The 14,558-nt window shown below is 64.9% G+C and carries 11 protein-coding genes; 7 read left to right on the top strand and 4 right to left on the bottom strand.

Translation table 11 applies throughout. The features are described from left to right. Window positions 1-211: 211 nt before the first annotated feature. Window positions 212-472: a hypothetical protein gene (locus tag GEV06_25635; GenBank protein ID MPZ21250.1), complete on the bottom strand. Its 261-nt coding sequence runs from the start codon at window positions 470-472 to the stop codon at window positions 212-214. A gap of 370 nt (window positions 473-842) precedes the next feature. Between GEV06_25635 and GEV06_25630 the strand changes: the two genes are divergently transcribed. Together GEV06_25630 and GEV06_25625 are read left to right on the top strand one after the other, a co-directional pair. Then, window positions 843-1,166 (top strand): DUF3179 domain-containing protein, encoded by a 324-nt coding sequence (locus GEV06_25630; GenBank protein ID MPZ21249.1) that lies wholly within the window; start codon window positions 843-845, stop codon window positions 1,164-1,166. A 3-nt stretch (window positions 1,167-1,169) separates the two neighbouring features. Beyond that, complete coding sequence (locus tag GEV06_25625) at window positions 1,170-1,922, top strand: DUF3179 domain-containing protein (protein ID MPZ21248.1); 753 nt, start codon at window positions 1,170-1,172, stop codon at window positions 1,920-1,922. Window positions 1,923-2,337: 415 nt separating this feature from the next. Here the strand turns inward: GEV06_25625 and GEV06_25620 are convergent, their stop codons facing one another. Next, on the bottom strand, window positions 2,338-2,577 hold the full coding sequence (locus tag GEV06_25620) for a hypothetical protein (protein MPZ21247.1): 240 nt from the start codon (window positions 2,575-2,577) through the stop codon (window positions 2,338-2,340). Between the two features lie 101 nt (window positions 2,578-2,678). On the opposite strand from GEV06_25620, the gene GEV06_25615 reads away from it, so the two are divergent. The 4 genes from GEV06_25615 to GEV06_25600 all read left to right on the top strand — a co-directional run bounded on the left by GEV06_25615 (window position 2,679) and on the right by GEV06_25600 (window position 8,805). Next, complete coding sequence (locus tag GEV06_25615; protein ID MPZ21246.1) at window positions 2,679-4,694, top strand: hypothetical protein; 2,016 nt, start codon at window positions 2,679-2,681, stop codon at window positions 4,692-4,694. A 101-nt stretch (window positions 4,695-4,795) separates the two neighbouring features. Continuing rightward, on the top strand, window positions 4,796-5,740 hold the full coding sequence (locus tag GEV06_25610) for a hypothetical protein (GenBank protein ID MPZ21245.1): 945 nt from the start codon (window positions 4,796-4,798) through the stop codon (window positions 5,738-5,740). A gap of 124 nt (window positions 5,741-5,864) precedes the next feature. Next, the gene (locus GEV06_25605) at window positions 5,865-7,250 is read left to right on the top strand and encodes a DUF2064 domain-containing protein (GenBank protein ID MPZ21244.1); all 1,386 of its coding nucleotides are present in this window, start codon (window positions 5,865-5,867) and stop codon (window positions 7,248-7,250) included. A 226-nt stretch (window positions 7,251-7,476) separates the two neighbouring features. Beyond that, window positions 7,477-8,805: a hypothetical protein gene (locus tag GEV06_25600; protein ID MPZ21243.1), complete on the top strand. Its 1,329-nt coding sequence runs from the start codon at window positions 7,477-7,479 to the stop codon at window positions 8,803-8,805. Between the two features lie 223 nt (window positions 8,806-9,028). On the opposite strand, the gene GEV06_25595 is transcribed toward GEV06_25600, so the two are convergent. After that, window positions 9,029-11,572, bottom strand: coding sequence for a methyltransferase domain-containing protein (locus GEV06_25595; GenBank protein MPZ21242.1), 2,544 nt, complete (start codon window positions 11,570-11,572; stop codon window positions 9,029-9,031). Between the two features lie 209 nt (window positions 11,573-11,781). Further along, window positions 11,782-12,150: a hypothetical protein gene (locus GEV06_25590; GenBank protein MPZ21241.1), complete on the bottom strand. Its 369-nt coding sequence runs from the start codon at window positions 12,148-12,150 to the stop codon at window positions 11,782-11,784. 352 nt (window positions 12,151-12,502) lie between these two features. On the opposite strand from GEV06_25590, the gene GEV06_25585 reads away from it, so the two are divergent. Next, a complete protein-coding gene (locus GEV06_25585) occupies window positions 12,503-14,386 on the top strand; it encodes a hypothetical protein (protein ID MPZ21240.1) in 1,884 nt (627 codons plus the stop codon). Window positions 14,387-14,558: the final 172 nt, after the last annotated feature.

Here is a 14,558-nt window from a genome sequence, read left to right as displayed (position 1 = left end):
GGGCATCGAGGAGCCGGAAGTGCTGCAAGTACCAAAGCTTGCTGTGAGCAGGCATGATGAGATCTTGAATCCTGAGACGCTTCGGCGGGCCGCGAGGATTCCGATGAAGCAGGCTAACACCGAAGGCGTCCGGCCGCGGAGAAGTGGTGAACTGACTCACGCGCAGAGTGGAACTTGCATGATCGGTGGCGTTGGCGGGCTCGGATGGTGGTCAGTCCAGCCGATTACAGCGCCGGGCCAGTTGATCGGGGCGAGGCACTCCGTAGAGCACACTGCGTCCATCGACCACCACCGCCGGCGTGGCAAAGAGGCGGTAGCGCGCGACGGCTTCCGGTGCCCCCTCGAAATCGCGGCGAACTACGCGGACATCCTCGCGTTCGGCGGCGAACCGGACCACCGCTTCGTACGCGGGCGGACACGCGAAGCAATGGTCGCAAACGAAGACTTCGATGACGTGGACCATGTGGCTCATCGGATCAACGGGATCGGGGGAGTAAGGGCATCAAGGGACAAAAGGGGCAAGGGGCAAAAGCGAGGGTTACTCGGACCGAGAGGGATCGCCCGGGTCCCCATTTTCGGGTTCACCCTTCTCGGCCTCGATTTGCCCCTCGGTTCTACCCCTTCACCCAGTCTCAGTCTGAGGCCTCGGCTTTCACCGATCCAGAGTCTCGGCGTGAGCTGCGTCACAGTTCTCGGCTTCAAGGTTCCTCAGCGCACGTGGGTGGCGACTTTCTGTGAGCTACTTCACTGAGTGGAGCGGTTCGTGCGGCTGGTGCTTCGAAGGTGGGCAACAATGTCCACCAGGCTTAGACACGGGCCGGTGTCGTGAGAGGAGGGATGCCATGTGGTCATGCCGCTCTATCAGCCTCCTGTTTGGCCTCGTGGCAGCGGCAGGCATAGTCGCGGGGGCTCGCGAGGTTGTCTCAGTGACCGGGCAGGAAGAGGACAACAAGCTCTACGTCGTCGTTCCAAAGGACGCGATCCGAGCGATCGATGAGCCGGAGTTCGAGCCGGCAGCGGAGGCGGATCGCGGCATGGCAGACGAAGAGATCGTCATCGGCCTTGTGAGTGAACGGGAGCAACGTGCCTACTCCACCTGGCATCTCGACCGCCACGAGATCGTGAACGACGTGTTCGAGGGAAGACCCGTCGCCGTCACGTGGTGACCGCTGTGCGGCACTGGCATCGTGTATGCCAGAAACGTTGCGAGCCGGACATTGACGTTCGGTGTATCGGGCATGCTCTATCGTGACGCGCTGGTGATGTTCGATCGGGAGACCGACACGCTGTGGACGCACGTCGATGGGCACGCGATCAAGGGTGGCTTGGAGGGTCAAGTGCTCGAGGCAGTGCCGGCCGTTCATGCCACCTGGCGGGAATGGAAAGCGATGTATCCAGACAGCCAGGTGCTCAAGAAACGTGGTGCGGACCGCTCGGCGTACCAAGACTACATCCGGGATTCGACGCGGCTCGGTATCTTCGGCCGACGAAATCAGGATACGCGCCTGCGTGGCAAGGAGCGAATACTTGGTATACGGACCGACGAAGCAACCGTCGCCTTTCCGCTCAAGGCTATACGTCGTGCGGGCGTCGTCAACGCACGCGTCGGCGAGCTGCCCGTCGTGCTCGCAGCGCCTGGTAAGGACCTGCCTGTTGTCGCCTACGTTCGGCGTGCAGACGACCGCGTCTTGACCTTCGCGCTCGAAGCAGCCGCAGCCGGCGGCGCCGAGAGCGTGCTTCGCGATCGCGAAACGGGCTCACAGTGGCGGCTGGCTGATGGTGTTGGCATACGAGGGCCACTCGCTGGGAAACAACTGGCGCGAGCCGTGGCGCATCCCGCCTTTTGGTTTGGTTGGCGAGGATACTTCCCGCACTCGGACGTGTGGCGTCCCGGGACGTCAGACACCGACAGGAAGAGGTGATGAGTCCTACCACTCCCTTCGTGACGCGATCATATCCACCGCCAGCGCCACACATCCGATGCGAGGGACCGTGAGCCCTTGCGTTTCCCAACCCACGGATTTGGATCGACCCGTCCCGCTCGATTCAAGGGAATGAATGACGAGAGCAGTACGCGCGTGTGACCCACAACGAGCCTGCTTGACAACCGTATCAGCTGGCGACGAGATATGCCGTTGTCACGTGCTCTGACAGTCACTCAGTGAAGGGCTCGGCGTAGAACTTCTCTTTGCGGAGTGTGTTGGACGCTCAGCAAACGCTCATCGATTGCTCTGCGTGTGCTCATCGCCGTGCGCGTTGGTTTCGGTACCGAGCGGCGACCGACTTGCAGTGCCTCTCCCAAAGTCTCGCTTACGAAATCATTAGGACGACTAACGGTTAGACGGTGAAGGGGGAGGGCGGCTGCAGGCCTCCTATCGCTGGAGCCAGCTCGAAGGCACCTACGAAGGCTTCTTCCGCAACGACAACGGCCAGTCTGATCGGGGCATCACGTCGCTCTTCGACTTCCCGCCCAACGATCCAAACTTCCTGACGCTCGCGGAAGAGGAAGGCATCATCGTCAGAGGTGACCCACGGCTTCTCGGTGTCGAGGGGCCGCTCCCGAACGACCGGCGTCATCAGGTCAAGCTGTTCGGCAACTACGCGTTCCCCTTCGGGCTGAACGTTGGTGCCGGCTTCATTGCCAATTCTGGAGAGCCGCTCACGCCGCGTCGAATCCGGTGTTTGGCAACGACAGCGAGATTCCCGAAGCGCCGCGCGGTTCCGGGTTCGAAACGGCTGACGGCTTTCGAACGCGCACCGAGACCGAGTACAACATCGACGTCCACGCCGACTACGCCTTTCGGCTGGCGGGTCGACGGCGTATCACGGCCGTTCTCGACATCTTCAATCTCTTCGACCTGGATCGCGTGATAGCCTACGACAATCGCACGGAGCTCGGATCTGGAGGGTTTTTGAGGAGGTGTGCCATGACACAGCGGGGACGTCGATTGCAGCGGTGGCTAATCGTCTCGGCACTTGCGGCGTCTAGTGGCGCGATGCTTGGGCGCGCGCAGGTCCAACCCGCGCCGCCGTTCGACAAGAGCGGCGAGATCACCGTCCCAGAGATGGCGGGGATCAGCGAGACGGACCTCAGTGGCGGTGGCTTCAGCGGCACAGGCCCACCGCCGCGTGTGAGCACGAATGTGCGAGTGAACGATGCGCAGCGGTTCTTTCCGGATGGTCTCATCGGGCGATCCGAAACGAGCATCGTCGCGAGCCGAAATGCCCAAGGACTGGTCGCGGGCTGGAACGACGCCGACGGGTTTTGTGCGCTCGGCACCGACTGCACAGTCACACAGCTCGGGCTGACCGGTTTTGCGTTCTCCGCTGATGGCGGAAAGTCGTGGACCGACGGCGGTGCGCCACCGCTCTTCGACGACATCTTCACCTTCGGCGATCCGTGGCTCGACCGCGGTGGCGCCGACAAAGACACGATCTACCTGTCGAGCATCGGCAGTGACCTGGGCACCGGCCAGTTCGGCATGAGCATCCACCGGGGCCGGTTCAGCGGTCCAGGGCAGTTCGCCTGGGAGGACGTGCGCTTCGTGACGCCGGGGGTCACGTCCGGACCAGGCGGAGGAGACTTCCTCGACAAGGAGGCGATCGCAGCGGCGAAGGACGGGAGCGGCATCGTGATCATGTCGCTGACCAACTTCCTCGATCTTGCCGCGCGGAACCAATGTCCCGAAGCGTCGGCGATTGGCTTTGGGCAGATCGAGGTGTTTCGATCAACCGACGGTGGCGACACCTACCAGGGACCAACCGTCGTCGGCCCCGATCTCACGGACTTCGCTGCTGACGCCAACTGCAACGTCGGCGTCGGTCAGCAAAGCTCCGCGCCGGCGTTCGGCCCGAACGGTGAGGTGTACGTGGTGTGGGAGCGTGGACCGCGGTTCGACCTCACGGACATCTCGGGAGAGGCGGAGATCGTGATAGCCACGTCGCTGGATGGTGGTGCCACCTTTGGTCCGCCGGTCGTCGTGGACCAGATCAACCATATGCGCGGCGCACCGCCTGTCGCGTACAACCGCAACCGGACCAACAATCACCCGCGGATCGCCGTCGCATCGAACGGCTCACAGCAGGGGCGCGTCTACGTCACCTATTCGAGCATGGTGGTGCCGGTGTCTGGCGTGCCGGAGAGCATCCCGTGCCCACCGGCCGTGCCGGCGGATCGCCCATGCGTCGCACAGAACCTGACCTCCTCTCAGGCAGTCTTGAGCTACTCTGACGATCAGGGTGCGACCTGGAGCGCACCGGTGCCGCTCGCGCCGTCGGTTCCCGCTGAAGGCGTGAAGCGGATCTGGCCAACCGTCAGCGTTGGGCCGGGCGGTATCGTCGAAGTGGTGTACTACGAGAGTCTCGAGGCTGGCCTCACACCGGATCCGACAGACATCGAGTGCAACCAGACGCTGCAGGGAAATGTCCGGCGTGCCGGTGAAGCAATCTCGCTCGTCGACACATACTGGGTCCGCTCGGGCGACGGCGGCGCGACGTTCAATACACCTGTACGGGTGAGCGAGGTGAGCACCAACTGGTGCCAGGTCGTCAGCAACATCATTCCCAACATGGGCGACTACATCTTCAGTACGAGCATCGGCAACCGTGTGCTGCCGGTGTGGGCGGACGGGCGAGATGGCGTGCCCGACACCTTCTACGCACGTGGCCTCGGTGCGGGGAAGTCGGGGAACTGACGGCGCACCGCAAGCGGCTTCTTGTGTGAGCTTGCTCACACTCTCTTGCGATTGCGCGCGATCCGGCGAATAGGGTACGGCGTCGAAACAACGAGACGCCCATGCATCGACAAGAGCCGACGGAGCCTTCGCGGTTCCGGTTCGGTCTGTTCGAGCTCGATCTGCGCCGGGGAGAGCTCAGATCCAACGGCCGACCGGTTCGCCTGTCGCCACAGCCGTCCAGGCTGCTGACGCTGCTGGTGAGCCGGCCAGGTGAGCTCATCACGCGCGACGAGATCCGGCAGTATCTGTGGCAGGAGGACACGCATGTCGACTTCGATGCGGGCCTGAACTTTTGCATTCGTCAAATACGGCTCGCACTGCACGACCACGGCGAAGCGCCCCGGTACATTGCGACGCTTCCCAAGCGCGGCTATCGCTTCGTCGCGCCCGTCCAGGTCGTTTGGACAAACGGGGAGGGCTTCGCCTCTCAGGTCGCGACATCGTCAGAAAACACGGCGCCCGCGAGTGAAGGCGGCACGGCAAAGCGCCGCGACCAGCTCTCCCACTCCGACATCAAACGATATCTCCTGCCGCTGCTGCTGCTGGTTGCCCCGATGATCGCCGCGAGCCCCGTGTTTATGGCGAAGGCGCCTCGACGCGGTGAGATGCGGCAGCAGATCAGGATTGCCGTGCTTCCGTTCGAGCACCTCGGCGCGAGACCATCTGAGGTTGGCATCGGCGAAGGTCTCACCGACGAGCTAATCCTCCAGCTCTCACGCATGGGCGCTGAGCGCCTTGCCGTGATTGCGCGCACCTCGGCGCTGGCGTACCAGGGCTCTCCGAAAACCGTGGAGCAGATCGCGCGTGAGCTCGACGTCTCGTACCTCGTGGAGGGGACAATCCGATCGTCGACTGACGGTCGTGTGCGCATCGGCGTCACGCTCGTTCGCGCCGCCGACCAAAGCGCCATCTGGGCGGACGCGTGGGACCACGAGGCGGAGGCGTTGCTCCCACTGCAGCGCGAGGTGGCCGTGCGCGTTACGCGCGCGCTCGCCCTCCAGTGATCGAGTGCTCACCCCTATCGCGTTCAGTTGCGAGATGCCTCACACTTCCAGGCATTAGCTGTTGCATCGACCTACGAATAGAGCGATCTGTCGAGTTGCGCCTGCCTTTCTCTCACACTTGTCGATGACTGGCCTTGGCCTGGTGATTTCCATCGTGATTCCAGCGTGGCGCGACGATGAGCCGCAGCTTCGTGCGCTGCTGGCGGATCTCGCTGACATCGCTGGCGTCGAGGTCGTTGTCGCCGCCCCCGCAGACGAAGTGGCGGCCCACGATGACCTGCGTGCGGTCCATCCTCGCGTCCGATGGGTGTTTGCCCCTCGCGGCCGGGCGTCGCAGATGAACGCGGGGGCAGCCGTCACACACGGCGACTGGTTGCTATTTCTGCACGCGGACTCACGCCTGTCGCATGGATGGCAGGACGTGATGTGCAGGGCTGCCCGCGACGAGGGCATCATCGGCGGCTCGTACCGCTTGACGCTCGATAGCCGCGATTGGCGTGCCCGCGTGATCGAAGCGGGCGTGCGGGCGCGCGTCAGTGTCTTCGGCCTACCGTATGGCGATCAAGCGCTGTTCGTGCGCCGCGATGTCTTCGCGGCGCTGGGTGGCTACCGGGATGTGCCGTTGATGGAAGACGTCGATTTCGTCCGGCGGCTCACACGGCTCGGATCGCTGCTCCATGACGAGCTGCCGGTGCTGACATCTGCGCGCAAATGGGAGCGTGACGGGTGGATGTGTCGAAGCGTGGAGAACGTGTGGCTGGCCACCTTGTACTTCGCTGGCGTTTCGCCGGCCGTGCTCGCGCGGCGCTATTTTGGTCGACGGCGGGTCGTCGTCGCGATGATGGTGCGTGCGCCACGGATGGGTGGCAAGACTCGTCTCACGGCCGATGTCCCGACTGCGGAGCCTCCAGCGCTTCGGACGGCCCTGGTTCGTGACACGCTGGAGGTCATCCGCTCCGTGGAGCACGTCGACCGCGTCGTGCTCTGCCAACCTGCCGAGGCCTGTGAAGAGTTGCGCGGAATCGTCGGATCAACGACCGACGTCATGGCGCAACACGGTGGTGATCTCGGCCAGCGGTTGCACGGCGCCTTCGAAGACCTGTTTCGCCTGGGCGCGGCGGCGGCGATCATCGTCGGCTCGAATGTGCCACACTTGCCCGTGCGCCTCTTGCTCTTGGCCAAGCGCGCGCTGGAGGAACCGGGCGAGCGGGTCGTCCTTGGGCCAACCGCTGACGGTGAATATTACCTCGTGGGGCTGAAGTCACCGCACCAGGAATTGTTTGCCGGCATCGAGTGGGGGACCGGCCACGTGTTGCACCAGACCATCGCGCTGGCGCGGCGGCATCATCTGGAGGTTCGGCTTCTCGAACCGTGGTACTGCATTCACCAGTGGTCGGACCTGCTGTGCCTGGAGGACGAGAGTCCCGACGCGGCACCCTTGACGCGGACGTGGCTACACGAAACGGGCCTCGCCTCCACGAGGAGTGCACGTCCGGGCATCGCGCATTGACCGCGAGAGCTGTAACGTGCGCAGCGATTTCGAGACAGAACATGGAGGCGGTCGCCGTGAATCCGCATGCCGAGACCGTTCGAGAGGGACTGCTTCGACGTCACACCGGCGTTCCGCGATGTGTTGCTCGAGCGCCTCGGGGCAGCGCGAGCCGCAGAGGGGCATCGCCGGTGAGTCGCTCGGTAGAGGCGATACCAGAGCTCGGCGAGTGAGCGTAGACCGCGCGATGCAGCTCCCTGCCCCAGATGGCGGTGTGCGCGATCGAACAGATCGAGTGCTTCTTGCCGCGGGCGCGCTCATCGTGTGTGCGTTTGGTGCCATGGCGTGGTTCCAAGCGAGACCCGGCGAGCCGGCCTTCATGGCCGCCCTGGCCGTTGCCACGATCGGCTATCTGATCGCTCTCGCGCGGGTCGCGCGCCGCCCATCACTGTCGCGCCGAGCTCTTGGCCTCTGCCTGGTTATCGCCCTCGCAGGACGCGGCGCCCTGCTCATGCTGCCAGACGACCAGGCTGGGGATGCGCGCCGCTATGTCTGGGACGCGCGGGTCCAGCGTGCCGGTCTCGATCCCTACACCGCTCGTCCAAACGATGCCAGACTCAGTGCCCTGCACACCGATCTGACTCGCCGTGTCCACGCGCCGTGGCTTCCCACCATCTATCCACCCGTGGCGCAACTGTATTTCCGTCTCGTGACATCGGTGAACGAATCGATTCTCGCGTTTCGGGTCGCGGCGGTCATCTGTGATGTCTTGATTGCGCTGACCCTCGCGGCGACGCTCACCGCGATCGGACGACCGCTCGCGTGGATATTGGTGTATGCCTGGCACCCGTTGATGCCGCTCGAGACTGCAGCGGGAGGGCACGTGGATGTTGTCGGCGTCCTCGCGCTGGTGGTCTCCTCATCGGCGTTGATTCGGGGACGGACGGCTGTTGCGGCGCTTGCGTTCACCGCGGCCGTGCTCGTGAAGCTGCTCCCCATCGTGCTCGTTCCGCTCTATTGGCGTCGCGTTCGTGTCCGCGACGCGCTGCTCGCCTCAGCGCTGGCCGGCGCGGCGGTCTTGGTAGTGACGGGCGGTCCCCTCCCGATCGGATCACTCGGGGCATTCGTCGATCGGTTTCGCTTCAATGGTCCCATCTTTGCGGCGCTCGAGCACATTGCTCCCGCGCGCGCGGTCGCCGCCGCTGCGGTCCTCCTCGGACTCGTCGTGGCGACCTGGCTTCGCACACGGCGTCCCGTTCACGCACCGGAGGCGTGGGCCTGGCCGATGGGCGGGGCGTTGCTGGCCGCGCCGATGGTCACGCCTTGGTACCTCCTGTGGCTCACGCCGTTTCTCAGCAGCAGAGCAGCGCTACCGCTCTTGGTATGGAGCCTCAGCGTCCTTGCCGTCTATCGCGTGTGGTATCTGAGGTCGCTCGGCGAGTCCTGGACGGTCCCAGCGCCGTTGCTCTGGCTCGAGTTTGGAGCGGTGGCCGCCGCTGTCGCGTGGCTGGCTGCCCGCCCCGCGCTCCGTCGAATGGCCAGCCATGCCCGTCGCAAGAAAGAGCCGTGGCGATGATCCGATCGAGGGTACCGCTGCAGCGAGGAGGGCGAGACAGCCCACTAGTGGGCTGTCTCAGTCATTTGTGAAGTGGCTGGCGGAGCGCGGCGCCCGGCTGGCCAGGCGCGAGGAGGGAGCATACAGGCGGTATATGACCGACGAGCAACGCCGCCAGGCGGGATGCCCCGCCCGCCAAGCGCTTTACAAATGACTGAGACAACCCACTAGCGTCACCATACCCTCAGCAGCAGCCGCCATTCGTGTCGCAGCAGCCTTCGTCACTGGCGATGATGGTGGTGGATGCCTGTCCGTCGAGGACGGCAAACGTGCCCATGTACGGTGGCGCCGCGAGCTTTGCCGCCGTGTCGGTGCAGATCTCGACTGGGACTCCGCGCGGGAACAGGTGCCCCTCCTCGTCCACGACAGCTTTCAGGGGACCGAGATAGACGGCGTACTGGCCGATGTAGCGGCACCCCGCTTTCTTCTCGAACTTGAACCCGCGCACGGTGACCGAATAGAAACGGGTGCCTTCAACCTCACGCCAGAACGTCTTCTTCAGCATGGACACGCCGTAGAAGCCGGCGCGCTCCAGCGCCGCGAAGAACGCGTCCTCCGAGAGCGCACCGCTGATGCACTCGCCCCAGAGCTGCCCGTCGGCACGCAGCCGTGGCGGGACATCACGGTCGGCCACGACGTCGGCGATCACGGCGCGGCCCCGATCCTTGAGGACCCGCCAGACCTCGCGAAACACCGCCGGCTTGTCGGGCGACAGATTGATGACGCAGTTTGACGTGACGATGTCGGCCGAGCGCGCGTCAAGCGGGATCTGCTCCAAGAGGCCTTTGCGGAACTCGACGATGTCGTACCCGAGGGCTGCCGCGACGCTCGGCTGCGACTCGCGTGCGACCGCCAGCATCTGGTCGGTCATGTCGATCCCAAAAACGCGACCGTCCGAACCCACCCGCCGAGCCGCAATGAAACAGTCGATGCCCGCTCCAGAACCGAGATCAACGAGCGTCTCTCCAGGCGCAGGTGCTGCTGCGGACACCGGACTGCCGCACCCGTAGAAGCGCTCGACGACTTCAGGCGGGATGTGAGCGAGATCCTCGGCGTCGGGCCGGACAGGGCAGCAGAGCTCCGCCTGTGGCTGTTCCGCCGCATGGCCGTAGAACTCGCGCACGGCCGCCCGTGAGCGATCCACGACCTCCTCGGACAGGACGCATGCCGAGTGCGTGGTCCGCACGATCTCTGCCTCGTCGTGCAGCGTACGCTCGCCCATGCCCCGAACGACGACCGGTCTGTCGAATCCGGACCGCGGTTGAACCCCCGCCCCGCCTTCCTGGACGAACGCATCGAACGCGTCACCTGCGAGCCCCTTGTACAGCTCGCAATACGGATCGTGCCCGAGGAATCCCCCGCGCGCTTCGGCAAGCTCACCCCTCGACGTGGCTCGGGGTGACCCTGAGCTCGCCGAGGGGCGCCCGGTCGATCTCCCAGCGGCCCAGTAGCCATGCTCGAAATCGCCTCCGCCACACAGGAACTTGAGATGGCAGCTCCGACACTGGGTCTTCTGCTCGACGGTTGCCTCGCGCAGCTCACGGAGGACCGCGCTCTCCTTCCAGATGTGCTCGAGGCTGTCGTCGAGCACGCTGCCGCAGTGAAGCTCCTTGACGCCAGCCATCGAGGCCGACGGGTAGATCCCGCCGTCGGTCGAAAGGCAGAGGCTGGTCCACCCGGCACCCGCGAGGTCGTTCTTGACACCCGGCAGGCCGTCGAATCTGAGCCTCAGTTCTTCGACGTTGTCGATGGTCACGCCTCTCTCCCGCGCAACCTCCTGTGCCAGACGCACGCTCTCCAGGATTTCTCGAGTCTCGGGAAGATTCGCAAACGCTCCCGTCAAGACGCGACCGCGGCGATGGGGCCAGAGGAGGTGCACGTTGGAAACACCGAGATCCGCGGCGAGCGTCACGAGCGCTGGCGCATCCGCCAGGTTGTGTCGCAGCAGCACCATCGTGATCGTCGTCCGCAGGCCTGCTTGGACCGCGGCGCGGATGCCATCGCAGATGCGCTCGAAAGTACCCTCGCCGCGGATCGGATCGTTCACCGCCCGTGAGGCGCCGTCCAAACTGATCTGCACGCGGAGACGATCGGAAGGCAGCGCCGCCAGCGCACGAAGGCGCTCGCCCTTGAGCACCGTGCCGTTGGTCAGAATCACGAGGTCCCGCTCGTGTGCACGGACGATATGGTCGATCAGTTCGATGGCGTCGGTACGCGCAAGCGGTTCGCCACCGGTGAGGTAGAAACGCTCCACGCCGAGCGCTACGGCTTGATCGATGGTTGCCCGCACAACCGGGCCCGGCAGGCCATGGCCACGGTCGGGCCCCGACGAGACCAGACAATGCTTGCACGAGAGATTGCAGAAGTCGTTGACCTGGATCCAGAGCTCCCGCAGGCGATCAGTTCGCAGATACGCCGCGCGACCGAGATACGGCTGGGGCACAGCGCCGTCTGTGGAGATGAACTGTTGCCGCAACGCCTCGCGAGCGAACGTGTCCACATGGAGCCACGCGCGCGCGAGGTCCAAGCCGGAATCGCTCGCGTAGGCGCGCACGACGTGACCAAGCGGCGTCCGGCCGTCGAGATAGCGGAGAATGCGTAGGCCGCGCTCATCCGTCACGATCCAATTCGGTGCTGCGGGATCGATGGCAATGATCGCGCCCGCAGCGCGCTCAACGACGGTGGCTGGCGCTCGAAGTACCGTCTGGTCATCTATTCGGGCCTGCATGGGCTCCACCTCTGGGGTTATTACCGTGTCCAACGGCGACACCTCGCCGAACCGTGCCTGGGGGCGCGCGAGGGCGGGCCATCGTCACATCACCGCCCATACGACTCAGTCCCTAGGACACGCGAAAACGTTACGCTGGTTCTACAGCAGGGCTCGTCGGGTCCACTGCTGGGCCGGCGCGGCATCTCGCGCGTGTTAACGGCCGCCTTTCATCTTGGGCAGAAGCCCACCGGGTCGCTCCCCGCAGCCTGCCGATCCACGCAGAAACGTGCCAACTGCAGCAGGCGGGCCTCTGGCAGCTTGCCCACGAGGGCATGGGTCAGCCCCGCGTCATGCCATGCGACCACCTGGTAGCCGCTCTCCGCTCCTCGCAGGAACCGTTCAGGCGCAGGCGGAGGAGCGTAGGAGGGACCAGCGAGCATGACGTAGTACGACACCTCATCGCCATCGACCTGATAGCGAAGCACCACGCCCCGACGGCCATCCAAGTAGCAGAGGCGAGCGCCCTCGAACGCGGCGTCCGGCATCACCGGGATGTGCACGGCAAAGGGGACGCGACCGCTCAACCATTGCTGCACGGTGGCGGCATCCGCTGATGCGATAGAACACGGTGATGCTGATCAGGGCCAGCGCTCCCGCAACGAGCAGGAATGCCAGGAGTCGTTCGCTGGCCAGTGGTTTGCCGCGTCGGGTCAACATGGCTCACGATCCCTTACTGGTTACTGGCCATCCCTGCATGGATCCTCCCGTGCGCTCAGGCGATGGATACCCTTCGTTCCGGTGTCTTATAGAGAAGAGACACCGCCCCCGCCCCCGTTTCCTTCACGCGGGCGACACCAGAACGGGATGGCTCAGGCCGAGCTTGCGCGCGATAATGGGGGCGGCTGAGCCGGATCTGCAATAGGGTTGATCGGGTTTTCAGCATTCCTGATGATAAACACTCGGACACCTAGGCGGCGAGGGAGTGCGCTCTACGTTCTCTCGTGTGGGATGGTGTGGATCGTCGCGGCTGTAGCGCCGCTGATGGCGCAGGTCGTCGGGTTGGGCGACGGCCGCGACCCGGTGAGCGTGCGCACGGCCTGGTCGCGCGACGCGGCGCAGCCGGGCGAGACGGTTCTGCTGGCGGTCGTCTTCGAGCTCGAGCGGGAATGGCACATCAATCCGTCAGCCGAACAGATCCCCGCTGCGCTGGACTTCCTGATCCCGACGACCGTGACCGCATCCGTACGATCGGAGGGGCAGGGGGGTGCGATTGGCGCTGCGCAGTTTCCGTCGCCGCAGACGATCACGGTCAACTACACGGGCCAGCCGACCCCGCTGCCGGCGCACGCGGATGAGACGACCGCGTATCTACCGGTGACGATCGCCGCCCGTGCGGAGCCAGGCGAACTTCGAGCAGACGTGCAGGTCCGTTACCAGACCTGCGACGCCACGGTGTGCCTGCGGCCCAAGTCCATCACGTTGACCACGGCGTTGCGGGTGACCGCCGACGGCGGCCGGGTGATCGACGAAGAGTTGTTTGCCGGCTACGCCCCGTCCCGTCCCGTACCGCCGCAAGCGCCGCCGGGTTCGACCGTGGCAGGCGACGCCTCGGTTGGCGTCTCCACGCTGGGCTCGTTCGCGGGCGTGCTGCTCCTGGCGTTTGTGGGCGGAGTGCTGTTGAACGTGATGCCGTGCGTGCTGCCGATGATCCCGATCAAGATCTTGGGTCTCGTGCGGACAGAGCCGGATCGCGCCCGTCGACGGGCGCTGGGGGCGGTGATGGCGCTCGGTGTGCTCGCATTCTGGCTAGCGCTGGGCGCTGCGCTCGCGGGGCTGAGCGATCAGCGGGCCATCAGCCAACTGTTTGGGTACTGGCAGTTCAACATGGGGTTGGGGCTGTTCATCGTGCTGATGGCCGTGGGGATGTGCGGCCTGTTCACGATGCAGCTTCCGCAGTGGGTGTACGCGATCAATCCGAAGCACGACAGCTACAGCGGCGCGTTCGGGTTTGGCATCATGACCGGCGTGCTCGCTACGCCGTGTATCGGGCCGTTCATGGGCGCGGCGGCCAGCTCAGTGCTGGTCGCGGGCCCGGCCGTGGCCCTGTCCGCGTTCGCAGCTATTGGCGTAGGCATGGCGATCCCCCATTTCGTGCTGACCGCCTGGCCAGGACTGGTCACCCGCATCCCACGCACGGGGCCGGCCAACGAGTTGGTCAAGCAAGTGCTCGGATTGCTGATGATCTCAGCCGGCGCGTTCTTCATCGGCGCGGGTGTCAATTCGCTGCTCGGCGGCGGGGAGCGCAGCGTCTATCAGTGGTACTGGTGGCTCAGCGCTGGGATCGTCGTCGTCACATGCTTGTGGATGGTGTATCGGACGTTCGGGATCACGTTCGCCCGCAACCGGCGGATCGTCTTCGCGGCGATTGGCGTGGTCATGGCGGGCTCCTCGCTGACGTTGGCGTACGCGGCGACACGGCCGAGTGCGATCAACTGGGTCTTCTATACGCCCCACCGTTTGACGCAGGAGCTGTCGCGGGGCAACGTGGTGGTCCTCGACTTTACCGCCGACTGGTGCATCAACTGCAAGGTGTTGGAGCGGACGGTGCTGGAGACACAGCCGATGATCGGCGCGGCGGCGGCGAGCGACGTCACAGCGATGAAGGTGGACCTGACCTCCGATCAGTCGTCGGGTTGGAAGCTGCTGACCGAGTACGGCCGTGTCGGCATCCCGCTGCTAGTGATTCTGGCGCCAGACGGGCAGGAGGTGTTCAAGGCCGACGTCTACGCGCCCAACCAAGTCGCGGCCGCGATTGCATCAGCGAGGCGGTAAACGAGAAGTCCGTGCACACTCGGCGGGGTGCCGTCGGTCACGACCCTTTTGAATCAGCGCTCACGCGCAGCGGGGCCCGGCCAACAGATGGACTAGCGCGGTTCGACCTGGATGTTGGCTCGCCAACGGCCCGGTCGTCCGGTGAGGCATAGGTGGATTCCCAACGTTAGGG

Source organism: Luteitalea sp. (assembly GCA_009377605.1).
In the GTDB taxonomy this organism is placed as follows: domain Bacteria; phylum Acidobacteriota; class Vicinamibacteria; order Vicinamibacterales; family Vicinamibacteraceae; genus WHTT01.
The sequence above is the reverse complement of the archived record's forward strand: the minus strand, read 5'-3'. Positions and strand labels throughout refer to the sequence as shown.